The organism is Ralstonia sp. 1138, assembly GCF_040544795.1.
GTDB lineage: Bacteria > Pseudomonadota > Gammaproteobacteria > Burkholderiales > Burkholderiaceae > Ralstonia > Ralstonia flatus.
Window position 1 is genome coordinate 1,061,922 of record NZ_JBEPKQ010000001.1, and the last position, 17,696, is coordinate 1,079,617.

A 17,696-nucleotide genomic window follows, 5' to 3' on the forward strand; every position below is an offset into this window, starting at 1 on the left:
GTGTCGAAACATCGGGGCGCGCGGCTCCCTAGAATGGCCTCATGACGAGGAGCCCGACATGTCGCATCCGAACAGCTTTTCCGGCACGGCCTTCCTGATTGCCGACCCGGCGCGGGCGGCCATGCTGACGGCGTTGCTCGATGGGCGCGCGCTGCCGGCGGGCGAGCTGGCGCATGCTGCCGGCGTCACGGCGCAGACGGCCAGCACGCACCTGGCCAAGCTGCTAGACGGTGGTTTGCTGGTGGTGGAAACCGAGGGGCGGCACAAGTACTTCCGGTTGGCCGGTGCCCATGTGGCCCAAGCGTTGGAACACCTGGCGGCCATCACGCCGGCAGCGGCCGTGCGCCGCGCCACACCCAGCCCGAAGGCGCGTGAGCTTGGCTTTTGCCGCTGCTGCTACGACCACCTTGCGGGGCAGGTGGGCGTGGCCGTCACGCAGGCCCTGCAATCACGCGGTTACCTGCTGCCGATGCCCGACAAGCAATACGAGATCACGCCTGCGGGCGTCATGTGGTTTGGCGATGTTGGGCTCGACGTGCGCACCATTCGCCCGACGCGCCGCGGGCTGGCGCGGCAATGCCTGGACTGGACGGAGCGCACGCATCACCTGGCGGGTCCGCTGGGCGTGCAGTTCCTGCGTCGCCTGTGCGATGTCGGCTGGATGCTGCGCGCACGCGATTCACGCGCGGTGCTGGTCACGCCCAAGGGCTGGCAAGAGCTGCATCAGCGCCTGGGCGTGGATGAGGCAAAGGTGCGCAGCCAGGCCGAGCACCGTCATGCATGAATGACATCGTTGGTCAGTGCCCGGCAAAGGCCAGCACTTCCGGCAGGCGCGCAAGCAGCGCGTCGCGGGAGCGGATGCCGCCCGATGTCGGCTCAACCTTGTCGTCCTGGATCAGGTTGGCAAACACGTAGGTCTTGTCACCCTTCTTGGCCCAGCCGACAAACCAGCCGTAAGCGTGCGCCTGGTCCCACGTGCCGTCGGGCGACGTATTGCCCGGCGCCGGGCCGGCGGTGCCCGTCTTGCCCTGCACGGCCCAACCGCCCGGCACCTGCCAGGTCTGCACGGTACGGTCGACCAACTCGTAGGTGCGCGCAGACACCGGCAACTGCCGGTTGACGATCCTGCGCATGAAGCCGACTTGCTCCTCCGGCGAGATCTTCAGCGACGAGGTGATCCACGAGCGGTCCATGCCGTTGTTCTTACCCGGGTCGCCGCTCACGTCCATGTTGCCGTAGTCGAGCTTGCGCACGTAGGCCTGGAACGTCTGCGCGCCCATCGCATGCGTAATGCGCTGCGAATACCAGACCACCGAGTACTTGAGCCACAGCGCCGGATCGATCGGCTGGTGCCAGGCTTCGCCGCCCCAGTCAGGGTCGCCGCGCCTGAAGTGCTCGACCGGAGTGTGCTCGTCTTTGAGGAAGCCGTGGTCGAAGCCCATGACGGCCAGTGCAAGCTTGAAGGTAGAAGCGGGGGTCACGCGCTCGTCGCACTTGCCTTCGTGCAAGACAGCCTTGCCCGTGGCGGCATCGGCCACGATCGTGCAGATCGGGTGCTCGGCATGGGCAAACGTCGCAAGCGCGGCAAGCAGGGCGCCGGTAGCGGCGTGGCGGAGTTTCATCATCGATCAACCTCATGTTGGGGAGAATGCGAACAACTGGGCGGCAGCGTAGCAGCGGGGCGCCGTCCTGCTGACCGCCACACCCGTAACGGCTGTAACGCCGGCGCGGCCGTGGAATAGCCGAGCAGAAAAGAAGGGCTTGCAAATTTTTCGGGGGCCGGTAGAATGCGCCGCTCACCTAGCCCAGGTGGCGGAATTGGTAGACGCACTAGTTTCAGGTACTAGCGGGTAACTCCGTGGAGGTTCGAGTCCTCTCCTGGGCACCAAGACACAGTCCCGAGCAGTTCAGGGGCGACAAAAAACCCGCGTGGCGAAGAGCCTCGCGGGTTTTTTGTTGTGCGGACGGATTCAGCGCGGGGCAGGGGTTGCGCGCCGCCCGGAGGCAGCGCGGGCGTGCACGACTAGGCCGCCATCAACTTTGACTGCGCCACCCGGTTCCGGCCCGTCGCCTTTGCGTCGTACAGAGCTTCGTCGGCCGCACGGATAACGGCCGACATGTCAACGTCCTGTTCCGGTGTCCACGCGGCCGCGCCAATGCTGGCGGTGACCCGGCCATACTCGCTGGCCCTGTGCTCGATGGCGAGGTTGGCAATCGCCACGCGTATCTTTTCGGCAATGGAGGCCGCGCCCTCTGGCGACGTATCGGGCAAAACCACCACGAATTCTTCGCCGCCATACCGTGCGGCACTGTCTGACGGATGGCGAATATTGTCGCCAATGCATTTCGCGACGGCCGCCAGGGCATCGTCGCCGGCTTGGTGTCCGTAGGTGTCGTTGTACATCTTGAAGCGGTCGATATCGACGAACAGCAGGGACAGCACGCTGCGCGTTCGCTTGGCGCGACGCCATTCCTGATCGAGGATTTCACCCAGGGTGCGACGGTTGTTCAGCCCCGTCAGCCCATCGGTGCGCGCCAGCATGGCCAGCTCCGATTCCGCGCGCATGCGGCGCCGCAGCTGCGCCGCGAAGGCGAAGGACAGTCCGATGAAGCCCAGCGCGAGCGCGGCCATCAACGACGCGATGGTCAGCGCGCGATGCTGCCAGGCCGCGTAAATGTCGGCGTGGGCTTCCGCCACCATGATGATGAGCGGCAGGTTGGGCAGGTTCTTGAAGTAATACAGACGCTCGACGCCATCGAGGGTCGATATGTCCGAAAAACTGCCCTCCGGCGCCAACAGGAACTGCTTGAAGGTACTTGCGTTGCGGATGTTCCGCCCAATCACCTTCACATCGTAGGGCTGCCGCATGACCATCGTGCCGTCTCGCGCAATCAACGCCACCGATCCGTGCGGCCCGAGAGACAGCGCGGCAAACAGCTTGTGGAAATACTCGAGCTGGATGGCAATCAGGACCACGCCCGCAAATGAGCCATCCGGCCGCGAAAGCCGCCGGCTCAGCGGGATGCTGGGCGCCCCATCCCGCAAACGCGACGCGTAGGGATCGCCAACGTACAGCCCGACGTTCGGATTGTCGCGATGCACTTTGAAGTATTGGCGGTCGGAGAAGTTGGCTTTGCGCGGCACATCGCCGGCGGAGTCGATGACGATGTTGCCCTCGGCGTCCAGCACGAGCATCGAGCCCAGATACGTTGCCGTTGCAGCGCGGTCGAACAACGCGAAGCCGCGCAGCCGGGGGGACGCGTTCATCACTTCAGGATCGTTCACGCCATCGACGACGGCCTGGAGCGACAGCGCATAGAGTTCGAAATTTCTTTCGATGTCGCGCTCCGCCAGCAAGGCGAGGTTGCGCGAAGTCTCGGTGGCGCGGGCCATCGCGTCCAGCCGGCTCTGATACAGCACCACCGCGCAGATCACCACCATCGACAGCGCGATGACGACCCCCGCCGCCACGATGGCATGGGGTGTCGTCACCTTGCGGTGATCCCAATGGGAAAAAAGCCAGCGAAGTCGATTGGTCTTGTGATTGCCCTTCACCGTGATCGCCATATTCGTGTGCTCTTGTCGGGAAAACCGCAAAACGCGCGAATACATCAATGCCACCCTCGCCGTGGCCGACCTGACGCCGCAATGGCCGCCGCAGACCCGTCAGAAACAGTCTAGAAGATCGATGATCCTCCGTGCCGGACAGCCGATTCAAACACCTGACTTCAACACTGCCCTAGGCGATATGGCTGAGACGTTGACGTCTCAAGGTTCCAGGCGGTGGACCGATAAGCCCGGAGAGAACATAAAAAAGAACGGGGTTTCACATGAAAGTTGTCGGTTTCCTCAGCGCGGCGTGCGTCGCACTTATGCTTTCCGGATGCGGGGGCGGCGACGGCGGCGGAAGTGCGACAACTGCCGGCACGCAGTCAGCACCTTCAGCACCCTCTGCACCGGGCAAAGTTGTACTGGCTTACGCTGTGAATACACCCGCATCGCTCACCTCTGCCATGAGCAACACGACTCCCGTGAATGCGGTGTCGATCGATGTCCTGCAGGTTTCTGCCTCCGGCAGCCTGACCGGCACACTTCCCATCAATCTCCTGGCCAGCAATCAGGCAGCAGGCAAGGCCTCCTACGCGTGCATCATCGTCGCTCATGGCTCGTCCGGGATCGACCCTGACATCGCCCATGCCGCGCTGGTGACAAACCGGTCCGCTACGCTGCAGAACATCGTTGCGTTGGCGCGCACGCAAAGTCTCACCGGAATCAACCTTGATTTTGAAGGGCTCTATCCGGCCGACCGTGCCGCCTACAGCAGTTTTGTGGCGGAGCTGGCATCTCAACTACATCAGATCCCAGCCAGGCTCGTCGTAAGCGTCCCGCCGAAGCTCACCGACTCGACCACAAACACATGGGCATGGCCCTACGACTATGCAGCGCTTGGCCAATCGGTCGATTTTCTGCAGGTGATGACCTATGACCAGCACTACAGTCGGAGCGCCCCTGGACCCGTTGCAAGCATCTCGTGGATGCAATCTGCGCTGCAATACGCCACGAGCGTGGTACCCGCCGGCAAGATCCTGCTCGGACTTCCTGCCTACGGCTATGACTGGAACCAGACCACCAATACCGGCGTATCGGTGTCATTCAAGGACATGCCGGCTATGCTAAGCGCCACCAAGGCGGTGGCTCAATGGGACGCAGCTACGCTGTCCGCACACATCAACTATGTCGCGTCGGACGGCAGCGCTCACGTCGTCTGGTACGAAACGAGCCAGGGCATCCAGGCCAAAGCCCATCTGGCCAATACCTTGAGCCTGGCCGGGGTGTCAGTTTGGGTGCTGGGAAGCGAAGATTCGAGCTTTTGGGCTGGCGTGTCTGCTGGACTGCAGTAAATCTCCTCTGCGACGCAGCGCCGACGCATCGCGGACTGCGTGCCGCGCTGGCGCCGCTCCGAAGAGCGACCTCCACACTCGGCTACGCCGCAAGCTGCCCTCCACCTGAATTGGCCAGCTCTTCCGTAGCCCGCATCTGCGGAACAGGTTGGTGCGGTTGCGCTACCCCACGGGTGCCCCATTCCCCAACGTCTTGCGTGCACAACGCCAGAATCGACAAGAAGAACATGTCGAGCACCATCCAAACACCGGCGATGGACACTGACAGGGCACTGACATGCTGCTCCGGGTTATGGCGCCGGGCGTAAAGACCGAAGGCATATCCCGTTGCGACGTACGACGCCATGCCGAGCGCAACGTGCGAGGCCATACTGACGAGTGAACTCGAGACCAAGCTGCCAATCATCACCATCGGCCACAGCACAAGCGACGCGCATTGCACCAGCACGTAGACCGCCGTCACCGGGTGCAGAACCTTCACCATTGCATTAAATCGCCTCAGCATCCAGAACAGGTTGCGGAAAGTGCTGCGCCTCCAACGCAACTGCTGCATGAAGAACTGCCGCGAGTTGTTCGGGACTGCCGTCCAGCACTGCGCCTCGATATTGCAGTACGTCTTTAAACCGCGCAGCAGGAGCTGCAGCGTCATAAAGCTGTCTTCCCCGTCCCGCACCCCGATGCCGAACCAGGCTCGCGCCTTGATCTCCGGCTCAATGGCAAGCAAGTGTTCGCGCCGCACGGCGAAGAAACAACCGGAAATGCAGAGCACATTCCGCGTCCAGTTCTGCCACATCTTCGCAATGTGGAACACGTAGTAGTAGAGCAACGTCTGACAGCGCGTGAGCCAGTTCTCGTTGGGATTGCTGATGCCGATTCTGCCTCCGACGGCACCGATCTCAGGGTCCGCGAAACATGCGGTGACCTCCGAGATGGCATTGCAGTCAAAGATGGCATCGGAGTCGATGCAGACGATGATGTCTCCGCTAGCATACGAAAGGGCGTTCAGTAGCGTGTGGTGTTTGCCAACGTTCACCGGGTTGCGCAGTGCGCGCACACGCGGCCAGTTCGAGGCAGCCCTCTCGAGCCACATATGGGTATCGTCGATGGAGCAGTCATCAACGGCGATCACCTCGAGCCGTTCGGGCGGGTAGTTGCTTGCCATCAGGCTTTCTATCGTCTTGAGAACATGCTGTCCCTCATTGAAGGCAGGCAACAGCACGCTCACCGACGGCTGGAACGTGTAGTCCTTGTAGACGAAAGTGGATCGAAGACCGATACGCGCCAAGAGGGCGAAGACGAAATTGATGGCCATCATCAATAACGGTAGGGCTGACATCACTTCAAGCAGAACTACCATTCACGCACCTTCATTGATTTGATGACGAACTCGACCTCCCGGCCATCCACCGGAGCCGGCTGCCGAAATAGCCAAAGATTGAAACGCAGCGTCTGCGGCTGCGACGCGACATCACCTTCAAGATGAGCTTCCGTGGCGCCTTGCAGGCTGGATGTCCACCGAACGCTGCCCGGCAACCACTGGATACCAAACTGCGCATGGTTCGCTTGATCAGCCACGCGCATTGGCAGGTGCCAACTGCCTGGCCGACTCCTGTACCAGGCGGTGTAATGCACTTGCGGGCCACCGGGACGTCCCCAACGGGCAACTTCGATATCGATCTCGTTTGTGCCGTCCGGACCAACATCCGGAGATGGATAGAAGAAGATACCCAGCACCACGTTCGCGTCGATGGTGCCGATCGGTCCTGTCACCTCGAATTGGTAGGTACCGAAACGAAACTGCTCGAGCGAAATGATCTCCGCACAACTGAAGACACCTGAGGGCATCCGGATCAGTTTCAGGTGAAGTTGCCCTGCCGCATCCACCCATACGCCGTCCGCATTCCAACGCTGAGTCGCACACGGCCCACCTTGCTCCGTCCTGACACGCCACTTCATGCCCGCCCAGTCGATGGTGTGAACCTGCGCCATCACCACTGAAACATGAAGGGCAAATGACAACGCCACGCAGAGGGGGTGCAGCAGGTGGCGAGCACGCATGTAGATTGCACACATACCATCTCGCACGCGTTCAATACACCACGCCCTGACGCGGGTTTCATCGGCCCTCATCAAAGGCCTCGGCCAGCAACGTCAAACGATCGGTCGCAAGGTTCTGCTCCATCTTTGCGAGCGCAAGGTCGACGCGCAGCAAAGCGCGCATGCGAACGGCCTCGGCGGTGTCAATCGCTTGTATACGCTCAGACTCGTCCGCAATGCGCTTGACGTCTGCGGCGAGCCTTTGCAATGCGCTGCGCTCGAGCTGCATCCGCTCCGCCACCGTCTGCAGCAGCACACTGACTTGTTTATTCAGTTCATCGTTCTGCTCGCGGCGCAACGCAATGAGAGAACGCGATGCCTCATCGAGCTGTCCGCCGTAAGCATGGGCGTTCAGGTTGTATGTGAAAGACATGGATGCATAGGGCTTTGCACCGGGAGCGCTCGCGGTCGTGCTCCCAAGGACGGGCTTCTGCATCCCGACGATGAGCACCACGTCCCATGCCTGCAGCCGCTGCTTTCTGTTCAACACCTCCTGCAGGGTCGCGGTCACGGCTTCAACCTTGCCAAGAGTCGAAACTGGATCGAGGCGCCGTACAGGGGGGATAGAGGGATTCGCCGCATCCTGCTGTGCGAGCCGATACTGGGAATAGAGTTGCTGACGTTGCTGATCGAGCGAGAAAACGTCGGCCAGAGTTGCGTTACCGGCGCGCCGACGGCGCTGCGTTTGTGCGATCTCGTCGTCCAGAATGGCAAGCACTTCACCGATCATGTGCGCCCGACGCCCGGCAATACGCTGGTCAATGGCGGCGAGTTGGTACTTCAACACGCGTTGCAGGTCTGTGGTGTACGCATACAGCTCGCACTCAAGATTGCCCGCGTCAACTGCCGCAGCGCCTTGCAGATGCTTTGAGATGCTCTTCGACACGCCCACAACAGCTTGCTTCTCTGACGGGCTGACATCAGATTGCCCGAAGCGTCCAACGGCGTTGAAGCCCGCCGCCAATGTCCGCTCGGCTTCCGCCTGGGCGCGCACATATTGGCAGTACGCCGCCTTCTCCACGCCGGTATCCTCTTGTGCCAGCCCCGGCCGCGCAATCAGGGAAAAGAGCAGTAATGTCGCTGCGTACTTCATCGATTCGTCCTTGCACTTCGAATATTCCCCGGCGTCTCAACACTCACTTCCAGCCCCGCCCCGCAGCAGTCAAAGTAGCAGCGGCTTAAATGAAAGAAAAACCACTGAGGACTCACTGGCCTCTCGTTCTTCGAAGTCGATTTCCGCGAACTTGCCGCGTATGTCGGTTTTGAACAGTGGATGGCGCGCGTACTCCTCCGCCTCGTACACTTCGACCACCTTTCCGACCTTGCGGCACAGCAGAACCTGCAGCATGCAGTCGAACACGGGCGCACCAACCTTGGCGGCACTCACGTTGTCATAGGGAACGAAAACGACAGGAACACTTGTGGTCAACGCTCGGTAGTAGGGCGATCGCTTGGCGGTCTGTAGCACCCGCTCGCCCTCTTTTACCGTCGCCTCGAGCTGATGAATTGCCTCCTTCGCTGTACCGGCATCTACTGATGCCTGGGCGATGGCGATCTTGATCTGCGCATCGCTGGTCAGCGATTGCAGTGCAGTCAGTGACGCGGCGCCACTCTGGGTCAGGGTATTGCTGGCCGCCGAGGCCTGGGAGGCTTGCGTCGTCAGAAGAACAGTCTGCACTTGCGAATCGGTCAAGGCATTCTGCGCGGTACGCATGTCCATGCGTCGTCGGGCCACTTCGTCCTTGGTAATGAGACCAGCCGAAAGCTCAGCGTCGAGCGACGCCAACATCGGACGCGCTTCGTCCACTGCCTGTCGAGTCTGGTCAATGTCCATGCGCTTCTGCCGTAGCACCCCTTGCAGAGAAGCGTTGACGCTCGCAAGTGCCTTCGCCTCGAAGCGCTGTGCCCGGGCGAATTGAGCGCTAAGAGACTGCAGTTGGGTAACCTGGTCCTCGATCGCCTGGTACTTACGGATCGCGGTATTCAGCTCTACGCGGTTCTTCAGCAACGACGCCTCTAACGCTGCAACGTCCGGCTGGAAAGCCAGCACCTTGGATTGCGTCGGCGACAAAACCAGTGGCGCTGCCCAGTTTCGGTCTACGCCGTAGAAGAGCATCAGGAATAGATAGGACAGTATGCCGACCATCACGACGATCAAAACCGAGGTCATGACGATGCGATAGGTCGAGATGATTCCCTTCTGGAAGAGATTGAATTGCATGGCTTGAGGCGATGCTGGCCCAATGCAGGTACATCGCAAAATTTTGAGAACGAACGCGGACGAATCAACTCAAGGCCGCCACAGCACAGCCCGGTCCGGGCAGGCATCCCGATCCAGCACCGCCTTGAGATCGCTCACCACGAAGGGCGAGCCGGGCCGGGCGAGCGACTCCACCAGCGCCCAGCCGCCCTCGCGGTACTCCGTGTGCGGCACGGCCAGCACGATGGCGTCGGCCGCTTTGGCATCGGCCAGCCGCGTGAGGCGGAAGCCGTACTCGTGCGCAACCTCGTTGCTGTCCGCCAACGGGTCGATCACCTGCGTGCGGATGCCCAGCGCGCCGAGCTTCTTCACGATGTCGGCCACCTTGGAGTTGCGGATGTCGGGCACGTCTTCCTTGAACGTAGTGCCGAGGATGGTGACGAGCGTGTGCGGCCCGAGCAGATGGCACTGCGTCATGCGACGCATGAGCTGGTCCACCACGAACTGCGACATGCTGTCGTTCGTCTCGCGCGCGGCCAGGATGAGGCTCGCGTTGAACCCGCACGATGCCGCCTTGTGCGTCAGGTAATACGGATCGACCGAGATGCAGTGCCCGCCCACCAGCCCGGGGCGGAAATCCAGGAAGTTCCACTTGCTGCGCGCGGCGGCCAGCACGTCGTGCGTGTCCACGCCGAGTGCAGCCAGCAGTTGCGACACCTCGTTCATCAGCGCGATATTCACGTCGCGCTGCGTGTTCTCCAGCACCTTGGCCGCCTCGGCCACCTTGATGCTCTTGGCGGGATGCACCTGCGTGACGGCGCCGTACAGGCTGACCAGCGCCTGGAGGGTTTCGGGTGTGTCCCCGGCCACGATCTTGGTCATCGTGGTGAGCGTGTGCACGCGGTCGCCCGGGTTGATGCGCTCGGGCGAATAACCGACGTGGAAATCCTTCAGATGCTTCAGGCCGCTGTGGCGCTCCAGCAGCGGGATGCAGATTTCTTCGGTCACGCCGGGGTAGACGGTGCTTTCGTACACCACGACCGCGCCGCGCTTCATGTGCTTGCCCACCGAGATGGACGCCTGCATCACGGGGTTGAGATCCGGCACGCGGGCCTGGTCGACGGGCGTGGGCACCGTCACGACAATCACGTCGGCCTGGCCGAGCACCGTGGCGTCCGTGGTGAAGCGCGCGCCGGACTCAAGCAGCTCGTTGCCGGTCAGTTCGTTGGTGCGATCGCGCCCTTCGGTCAGCTCGGCCACGCGCGTGGCGTCAATGTCGAGGCCCGACACGGCGAAGTGTTTCGAGAAGGCCACCGCCAGTGGCGCACCTACGTAACCCAGACCCACCACCGCAATCCTGACCGTGGCCGGCTCGACCGCCGGCGCTACCGGATCCGGCCAGCGCGGCGCCGGCTTGATGAACAGATTTTCTGCAAACGTCGACTCGCCACCCCGTGACATTGGCCGCTCCCCTCGTTGAATCCGATCGGCTACCCGTGGGCCGATCCGTTGTGATGGCTCACGCAGACGCAGTTCCGGCGGCGGCTGGTGACCATTTTTATGAGGCCATTTCTGCAAAGTGCGTGCCATGCGCGGTTGCAACATCACCTAAACCAGATGAAAACGTTGCCGCACAAGGCGATGCGGGGCAGACAAAGTGTCGGAATAGTCAGCAGAAAATGCTTCTCAAGTCGCTTGAAAACGTTTCGCGTTACGTAACATCCGCACACGCAAACCATGCGCACAGCGGAAACAATCACGGAATTCGCATAATGCACCGCACCATGCAGCCGCACGCTGGCACAACGACGAGGGCCCAGCTGTAGCGCAAATGCGCTACACGGGTGGCCGACCAGCGACCGTACAATCGACGATCATGCAATCCGTCCGTACCGGCTCCGAGCCGCATCCCATCCACGTCGCGATCGTCGAAGACGACCCCGGCTTCAGCGAGGCGCTCGGCCGCGCGGTTCAGGCTGCGTCCGACATGCGGCTGGCCGGCATTGCCATGTCACGTGCAGATGGCCTTGCCCTGCTGCAAGGCCCGCCCGCGGATGTTTTGCTGGTGGACCTCGGCCTGCCGGATGGCTCCGGGATTGACGTGATCCGCGCGGCGGCGCAGTTGTGGCCAAGCTGCAGCATCATGGTGAGCACCAACTTTGGCGACGAGACGCACGTCATGCGTTCGATCGAAGCGGGCGCCGCGGGCTACCTGCTCAAGGACAGCTCGCCCGCCCGGATGGCGGAAGAAATTCGCAGCCTGGCAAGCGGCGGCAGCCCGATCAGCCCGATCATTGCGCGGCAGATTCTGGCGCGCTTCCAGCAAGGTTCAGCGGGCACCGCCACGCGCCCGGAACCGGAGCCGGCCGCTGCCGAGTCGTCGGCACCGCTGCTGTCGGCACGCGAGAAGGAAGTCCTGGACTACATCACCAAGGGCTTCACGACGCAGGAAATCGCCAAGCTGATGGAGCTGTCGCACTTCACGGTGCGCAGCTTCGTGCGGCGCATCTACAGCAAGCTGAAAGTGACGTCCAAAGCGGAAGCCATTTACGAAGCGAGGAATCTCGGGCTGCTGTCCGAATAGGTCGCATCGCGAGCGGGGCTGAGCGGCATCGCGTGATGTTGCCCCCCGTGAGCAGGGGTTCCCAAGCTGCGCCCGAACCCATCTCATAATGGCCCGTCCATTTCTTCGAGCGTTGCGACACGCGCGTTGCATGAGAACCCGTCCTGCGTCCCTCTTTGCCAAAGCGGTGTTCGTTTTCTCGCTGACGTTGCTGGTGATCGTCGGCGTGTTCTACGCGGACGCGGGCAGCGGTCCGTCATCGGCCGAGAGCCTGCACCTCACGCAGGCCGATTGGCAGACCACGGATGGATCGGGCTTTCAGGCGCCGCCGCCCACCGTCGACAGCGCATCGTTGCCGAACGCCGGGCAGCACACCGCGCTGCCATATGCGCCGCCCATTGCGCTGCTGCGCCAGGCCGGCGCGAAGGCGCAGTCCGGGGTCGTCCATACGACCTGGATCAGGATCGCGGTACCCGCATCGCCCCAGCATTCGGGGCCGCTGGCGCTCTACGGTGTCCGCATCAAGACCGACGGCACCATCGCCGTGTACGTCAACGGCCGGCTCGTGCACCGGGCGCAGGAACGGGGGCCGCTGTGGAACAGCACGCGCACGCCGCTGTGGGTGGCGCTGGACGCGCCGGGCGACGACGCGCCCGTGCGCGAGGTTCTGCTGCGGCTGGAACACACGCAGCGCACGCAGGTGGCCGTATCGTCGCTATGGCTGGGCCCGATGGATGCGTTGAAGAGTCGCTACAACGTCCGCCAATGGCTGCAGCAGGAGCTGCCGGCCGTGTTGAGCGCAGCCTTCCTCGCCATCGGCGTCTTTGCGTTGTTCGTCTGGTTTCGGCGCGGCCACGAAACCGCCTATCTGCTGTTCTTCAACCTGGCTGTCACTTCGTTCCTGCGCGGGCTGCATTTCTACGTGGCGCAGCCGATTGCCAACGACTGGTTTGCCTGGCTGACCGTCAATTCGCTGCTGTGGCTCGTGCTGGTGGTGCACTTCTTCCTGCGCCAACTGCATGGGCGGCCGCTCGTGTGGTTCACGCGCACGCTGGTCATGGTGACCGTCGCGATCGGCGTGCTGACGCTGCCGATGCTGGCCGTACTGCCCAACACGCCCAAGGTGACGCCGTTGATCTACCCGATTGCGGCCCTCATGGGCGCCGCCGTTGGCGCGGCCGGCGTGGCCAACGCGTGGCGCCGTTCCAACGAAGGGGTGATGGTGGCCATTGGCGTTGGCATCTGCACATTGCTCGGCGTGACCGACTGGCTGCTGCAGAACAATTTCAGCAGCCCGGAAGGCTGGTACTTCGGGGCATACACCAACGCCATCACGTTCGGCATTTTCGGCACGCTGATGTACCGGCGCTACGTCAACGCCATTAGTGAAGTCGAACAGGCCAACGCCAACCTTGCCCAGCGCCTGAAAGCGCGCGAGGCCGAACTCGAAGTCAGCCATCAGAAGCTGCGCGAAGCCGAGCGGCAGCGCGCCATCAGCGCGGAACGCCAGCGCCTGATGCAGGACATGCACGACGGGCTGGGCGCATCGCTCATCAGCGCGATCCGCTCGGTGGAACGCGGAGCCCTGAGCGAGGTGGATCTTTCGCACATCCTGAAGGGCTGCCTGGACGATCTGAAACTGACCATCGATTCGATGGAGCCGGTCGAGGCCGACTTGCTGCTGTTGCTCGCCACCCTGCGCTTTCGGCTTGAGCCGCGGCTGGACGGCACCGGCATCGCACTGCTGTGGGAGGTCAAAAAGCTGCCGACGCTGCCGTGGCTCGACCCGTCCAGCGCGCTGCATATCCTGCGCATCGTGCAGGAGTGCATTGCCAACATCCTGCATCACACGCGCGCCAGCGAAATCCGCGTCGGTACCGCTGCCGATCTGGATGGCGTGCGCGTCATCATCGAAGACAACGGCCAGGGGTTCGACGTGGACCGTGCCTTGCGCGACGGCAAAGGGCATGGCCTGCGCAATCAGCAGCGCCGCGCGCAGGCGTTGGATGGTTCGGTGGACTGGGCGTCAGGACCTGGCGGGACGCGTTTTACGCTGTGGCTCCCGCTGGAGCGCAGCGCCTGACGTACCGGCACCATGGCTGTCAGGCGCGCACTGCTGTTCCCGCTATGCAGTGCGCGCCGCAGCTCTCCCCCGTTTTGACTGATGCTGTGCTCTTTTTTTTTTCTTGAAGCCGTCGCAGCATAGCGACGCACGGTCGATTCGTCTGTGGAACAAATGCGTTACATGGCCCCGCATCAAGCCGCAACGGCTTCCTGCATCCCCAGCAGGGCCAATGCCTGTGCAACACACTCGTCAACGGATTGCACGCCGGTATCCACCATCAACTGTGGATGTAACGGCGGCTCGTAGGGTTCTCCAACGCCCGTGAGGTTGGCGATCGTGCCGGCTCGGGCCATGCGATACAAACCCTTCGGGTCGCGCGATTCACACACTGCTAGCGGTGTCGCGACATGCACCTCGAAAAAGCGTGACGCGCCCACGATCTGTCGCGCGCGCTCCCGGTCTTCTCGGTATGGCGAGATGAGCGCGGCAACGGCCCACGTCCCGGTGTTGTTCATCTGCGCGCACCACTGCGCCACGCGGCGCGCGTGTTCGCTGCGATCCACGCGCGAGAAACCAAGGTCGGCGCAGAGCTGCTGACGCAAGGCTCCGCCATCGAGTACGCGACACGGCAGGCCGCGCGACGTCAGCGTCGCGGCCACGGCCAGCGCCAAGGTGGTTTTGCCGGCGGCGCTCAGGCCGGTCAGCCAGAGTGTGGAAGGTGTGGGTTGCATGTCATGTAGCCTGCCGCAGAGGCGCCATCGCGCTGCCACGGGGGGTTCAACTGGCCTGGTGCAACCCAGTATACGAACGCTATACAGCGCCGCTCTGTAGAACAAATGTGCTACAGCGCGCAGCCGGACGGTGCATTTACAATTCCGACACCTTGCCGCTGACGGCGCTGGTTCCGAGTCGCTCCCCGGCCTATCGGACGCGTCAGAGGCGACTGAGGCACATTCGGTCGATTGGATTCAAGCAAAAGGCCCGCGGTATTCCTGCGGGCCTTTTGCTTTTTCGACATGCCGGGCGGACGACTCACCAGCCGTGGAACCGTGCCCACGTCTGCACCGCACCCCGCGACGACACCGCCTGGTATTCCGGGAACTGCGCACCCGTGGCGCACGCATGGTTCGGCAGCACACGCAGCTTCGTGCCGACCGGGAAACGCGCCACAAGGTCGTCACGCACCGAGCCATCGCTGGCCGCCAGAATGCCGTGCTCCTGGTTCGCGCCGATCAACGTAAGCCCCTCGAGCGGCGTGCCGTCGAGCGCGCACGGCTGCCCATAGCCAAAATCATGCGACTGCTTGGCCGTGCCACGGTCACGGCTCATCGCCATCCATCCGGCGTCGACAATCACCCAGCCTTTGTCGGGCTGATGGCCGATCACGGTGGTCAGCACGCTCAGCGCGATTTCGTCCATCGCGCACACGCCCACGTTGTGCATGACCAGATCAAAGAACACATAGACGCCGGCGCGCACCTCCGTCACGCCTTCGAGGTGTTCGGTGGCCAACGCCGTGGGGGTGGAACCCACGCTCACCGCTGCGCAGGGCACGCCGGCTTCGCGCAGGCGCTGCGCCGCGCGCACGCAACCGGCACGCTCCTGCTCGGCCAGGGCCGCCAGCGCGGCGCGGTCGCTCAGGTCGTAGCTGGAGCCGGCATGCGTCATGACCCCGCCCACGTCGATGCCGCCATCCTTCAGGATGCGGCCGACTTCCAGCAATGCATCCTGCTCGGGCGTGATGCCGGAGCGGTGGCCATCGGTGTCGACTTCGATCCAGACTTCGCAGCGCTCGCCGTGCGTGCGGGCGTAGTCGACCACGGCGTGGGCCGCCTCTGCGTTGTCGACCACGAGCTTGAGATCGCAGCCTCGCTTGCGCAGCGCCATCGCGCGCGGCAACTTGGTGGCCACAATGCCGACCGCGTAGAGGATGTCCTTGATGCCGGCGGCAAAGAAGGCCTCGGCCTCCTTCAGCGTGGAGACGGTAATGCCCTGCGCGCCGGCCGCCGCCTGCGCGCGCACCACGTCGAGGCACTTGGTGGTCTTCACATGCGGGCGGAATTTCACGCCCAGCGCGTTCATGCGGTGCTGCATGCGGGCGATGTTGTGCTGCATGCGCGGCAGGTCGATCAACGCTGCGGGCGTGTCGATGGTGTCAATCACGTGTGTGTCGGTGGTCATGGTTGCATCCTCATGCGGCAAAACGGCGGGCCCAGGGCAGCAGGTCGTCCAGCGTGGGCGACGTGATTTCCGGCAGCTGAGCACCCGGCACCGGCGTCAGCCCGATGCGGTTGTGCCAGTACGTGCGCAGGCCGACCCCCGCCGTGCCGAACATGTCGTAGCTGGAACCCGCAACAAATGCCGCGTCGGCCGCCTCCACGCCAAGCTGTTCGAGCGCCATGCGATACGGCTTCGGGTCAGGCTTGTACACACCGGCCTGCTCGGCCGTGATGACGACATCCCAGGTGACAGGCAGCAGCGCCGCGGCCTGCCGGCCCAGCCGCTCCGAGCAGTTGGTGACCACGGCCAGCTTGCAGTGCGGCTGGAGTTCAGCCAGCGCCTGCGCAGCGCCGCTCCACGGTGTGAGCTGCTGCCAATTGGCTTCCAGCGCTTCGGGCGCGGAAGCCGGCAAGCCGACGTTCTGCGCGGCCTGCCGCACCATCGCTTCGTAAGGAACGTACGTGCCGCAGCCGTACGTCAGCCGCAGATACTCGGCGCGCCACGTGCGGCCCGCCTGCTCGGAGCCGGCGGCGCGGTTCCACAGCGACCACGAATCGAGCAGCGCGGTCAGCAGATCGAAGAGGATGGCCTTGGGATAGCCGGAGTCGGGAGAAACGGTAGAGGCGGTGGAAGCGTTCACGCTGGTGACCTGCAAATCGGTGGACATCGATGCAACCGATTGTAGGCACCGCACGCCGGCTTTCGGTGAAGCCAGCTTGAATCAAAGATTCAGTGGCGCTACATCAAGCGCGCCAGGGCGGCTGCGGCTTGAAACGGCTTTGCAGCGCCTGCATGAAGTGACGCGTACGTTGCGGCAACCCTGCGCGGTTGTGGGTGAGGGCGATCACGTTGGCATCCGGCGCCTTCCAGCCGGGCAGCAACCGCACGAGGCGGCCTGCGCGCAGGTCGTCGGCGACGTCCCATTCCGAGCGCAGGATCACGCCGCGCCCTTCGCACGCCCACTGGCGGATGACATCGCCATCGTTGCAGATGAGTTGCCTGGGCACGCGCACGCTGCGGCTCGTGCGGCCTTTGCTGAAGTGCCAGAGCGACACGTCTTCCTTGTTCTCGCGCAGCACGATGCAAGGCAGCGCGGCAAGGTCATCGGGCGTTTCCGGCAAGCCGAAGCGCTTCACAAACGCGGGTGACGCGCAGACGAAGCGCGCGTTCGGCGCAATCGCATGGCCGACCAGGTTCGACACCTGCAGCGCGCCGATATGCACCACCACATCAAAGCGGTCCGCCGCTTCGACAAGAGGCGCATCGGAGAGCGCCAATTCGATGTCGACATCAGGATGCTGCTGCTGAAAATCCGCAATGACGGGGGCCACGTAGCGTCGCCCAAACCCCAGCGGGGCATTCACCTTGAGCGTACCCACCAGGCCGCCCCGGCGTGTGTGCAAATCTTCCGACAGCGCGTCGAGCTGGCGGATCAGCTCCGCCCCACGCTCGCACAGCAGCGCGCCCTCTTGCGTAAAGCGCAGGCTGCGCGCGGTGCGATCGACCAGCCGTGTGCCCAGCTTTTTCTCCAGCTGCTGCAGGCGCTGCGACACGGCCGACGGCGTCAGATCCAACGCGCGCGCCGTCGCCACCAGGCTGCCGTTGTCCTGGATGGCGAGCAGGAAACGCAGGTCGGCGGAATCCGTCAT

At 63.3% G+C, this 17,696-nt stretch carries 15 protein-coding genes and 1 tRNA gene; 5 read left to right on the forward strand and 11 right to left on the reverse strand.

All coding sequences use genetic code 11. The features are described from left to right. The first annotated feature begins 58 nt into the window (after nucleotides 1-58). Nucleotides 59-784 (forward strand): ArsR/SmtB family transcription factor, encoded by a 726-nt coding sequence (locus tag ABIC76_RS04595; RefSeq protein WP_354533121.1) that lies wholly within the window; start codon nucleotides 59-61, stop codon nucleotides 782-784. A 13-nt stretch (nucleotides 785-797) separates the two neighbouring features. On the opposite strand, the gene blaOXA is transcribed toward ABIC76_RS04595, so the two are convergent. After that, nucleotides 798-1,625 carry an OXA-22 family class D beta-lactamase gene (gene blaOXA / locus ABIC76_RS04600; protein ID WP_354533122.1) on the reverse strand — a complete coding sequence of 276 codons (828 nt, stop codon included), beginning with the start codon at nucleotides 1,623-1,625 and terminating at the stop codon, nucleotides 798-800. A 178-nt stretch (nucleotides 1,626-1,803) separates the two neighbouring features. Here blaOXA and ABIC76_RS04605 point away from each other — a divergent pair. After that, nucleotides 1,804-1,888, forward strand: a tRNA-Leu gene (locus ABIC76_RS04605). A gap of 135 nt (nucleotides 1,889-2,023) precedes the next feature. Here the strand turns inward: ABIC76_RS04605 and ABIC76_RS04610 are convergent. Beyond that, nucleotides 2,024-3,616, reverse strand: a complete 1,593-nt coding sequence (locus tag ABIC76_RS04610; RefSeq protein ID WP_502947835.1) for a sensor domain-containing diguanylate cyclase — start codon at nucleotides 3,614-3,616, stop codon at nucleotides 2,024-2,026. A gap of 398 nt (nucleotides 3,617-4,014) precedes the next feature. Between ABIC76_RS04610 and ABIC76_RS04615 the strand changes: the two genes are divergently transcribed. Continuing rightward, nucleotides 4,015-4,902, forward strand: a complete 888-nt coding sequence (locus ABIC76_RS04615; RefSeq protein ID WP_354533123.1) for a glycosyl hydrolase family 18 protein — start codon at nucleotides 4,015-4,017, stop codon at nucleotides 4,900-4,902. 82 nt (nucleotides 4,903-4,984) lie between these two features. Here the strand turns inward: ABIC76_RS04615 and ABIC76_RS04620 are convergent, their stop codons facing one another. The 5 genes from ABIC76_RS04620 to ABIC76_RS04640 all read right to left on the reverse strand — a co-directional run bounded on the left by ABIC76_RS04620 (nucleotide 4,985) and on the right by ABIC76_RS04640 (nucleotide 10,660). Further along, entirely contained in the window at nucleotides 4,985-6,259 is a 1,275-nt protein-coding gene (locus ABIC76_RS04620) for a glycosyltransferase family 2 protein (RefSeq protein ID WP_354533124.1), read from the reverse strand. Next, nucleotides 6,253-6,960, reverse strand: a complete 708-nt coding sequence (locus tag ABIC76_RS04625; RefSeq protein WP_354533125.1) for a glycoside hydrolase family 16 protein — start codon at nucleotides 6,958-6,960, stop codon at nucleotides 6,253-6,255. The genes ABIC76_RS04620 and ABIC76_RS04625 overlap by 7 nt, the downstream gene beginning before the upstream one ends. Nucleotides 6,961-7,018: 58 nt before the next feature. Then, complete coding sequence (locus ABIC76_RS04630) at nucleotides 7,019-8,092, reverse strand: hypothetical protein (protein WP_354533126.1); 1,074 nt, start codon at nucleotides 8,090-8,092, stop codon at nucleotides 7,019-7,021. A 69-nt stretch (nucleotides 8,093-8,161) separates the two neighbouring features. Next, nucleotides 8,162-9,220, reverse strand: a complete 1,059-nt coding sequence (locus ABIC76_RS04635) for a hypothetical protein (protein ID WP_354533127.1) — start codon at nucleotides 9,218-9,220, stop codon at nucleotides 8,162-8,164. 69 nt (nucleotides 9,221-9,289) lie between these two features. Beyond that, nucleotides 9,290-10,660 (reverse strand): nucleotide sugar dehydrogenase, encoded by a 1,371-nt coding sequence (locus ABIC76_RS04640; protein WP_354533128.1) that lies wholly within the window; start codon nucleotides 10,658-10,660, stop codon nucleotides 9,290-9,292. Nucleotides 10,661-11,075: 415 nt separating this feature from the next. Between ABIC76_RS04640 and ABIC76_RS04645 the strand changes: the two genes are divergently transcribed. Both ABIC76_RS04645 and ABIC76_RS04650 read left to right on the forward strand, forming a co-directional pair. Beyond that, entirely contained in the window at nucleotides 11,076-11,783 is a 708-nt protein-coding gene (locus ABIC76_RS04645; RefSeq protein ID WP_354533129.1) for a response regulator transcription factor, read from the forward strand. A gap of 130 nt (nucleotides 11,784-11,913) precedes the next feature. Further along, nucleotides 11,914-13,845, forward strand: coding sequence for a sensor histidine kinase (locus ABIC76_RS04650; protein ID WP_354533130.1), 1,932 nt, complete (start codon nucleotides 11,914-11,916; stop codon nucleotides 13,843-13,845). A 173-nt stretch (nucleotides 13,846-14,018) separates the two neighbouring features. Here the strand turns inward: ABIC76_RS04650 and cysC are convergent, their stop codons facing one another. From cysC to ABIC76_RS04670, 4 genes are all read right to left on the reverse strand, one after another. Then, nucleotides 14,019-14,558, reverse strand: coding sequence for an adenylyl-sulfate kinase (gene cysC / locus ABIC76_RS04655; protein WP_354533131.1), 540 nt, complete (start codon nucleotides 14,556-14,558; stop codon nucleotides 14,019-14,021). A gap of 301 nt (nucleotides 14,559-14,859) precedes the next feature. After that, nucleotides 14,860-16,008 carry a DSD1 family PLP-dependent enzyme gene (locus tag ABIC76_RS04660; RefSeq protein WP_354533132.1) on the reverse strand — a complete coding sequence of 383 codons (1,149 nt, stop codon included), beginning with the start codon at nucleotides 16,006-16,008 and terminating at the stop codon, nucleotides 14,860-14,862. Between the two features lie 10 nt (nucleotides 16,009-16,018). Then, the gene (locus ABIC76_RS04665) at nucleotides 16,019-16,714 is read right to left on the reverse strand and encodes an HAD family hydrolase (RefSeq protein ID WP_502947836.1); all 696 of its coding nucleotides are present in this window, start codon (nucleotides 16,712-16,714) and stop codon (nucleotides 16,019-16,021) included. A gap of 76 nt (nucleotides 16,715-16,790) precedes the next feature. Further along, nucleotides 16,791-17,696, reverse strand: coding sequence for a LysR family transcriptional regulator (locus ABIC76_RS04670; RefSeq protein WP_354533133.1), 906 nt, complete (start codon nucleotides 17,694-17,696; stop codon nucleotides 16,791-16,793).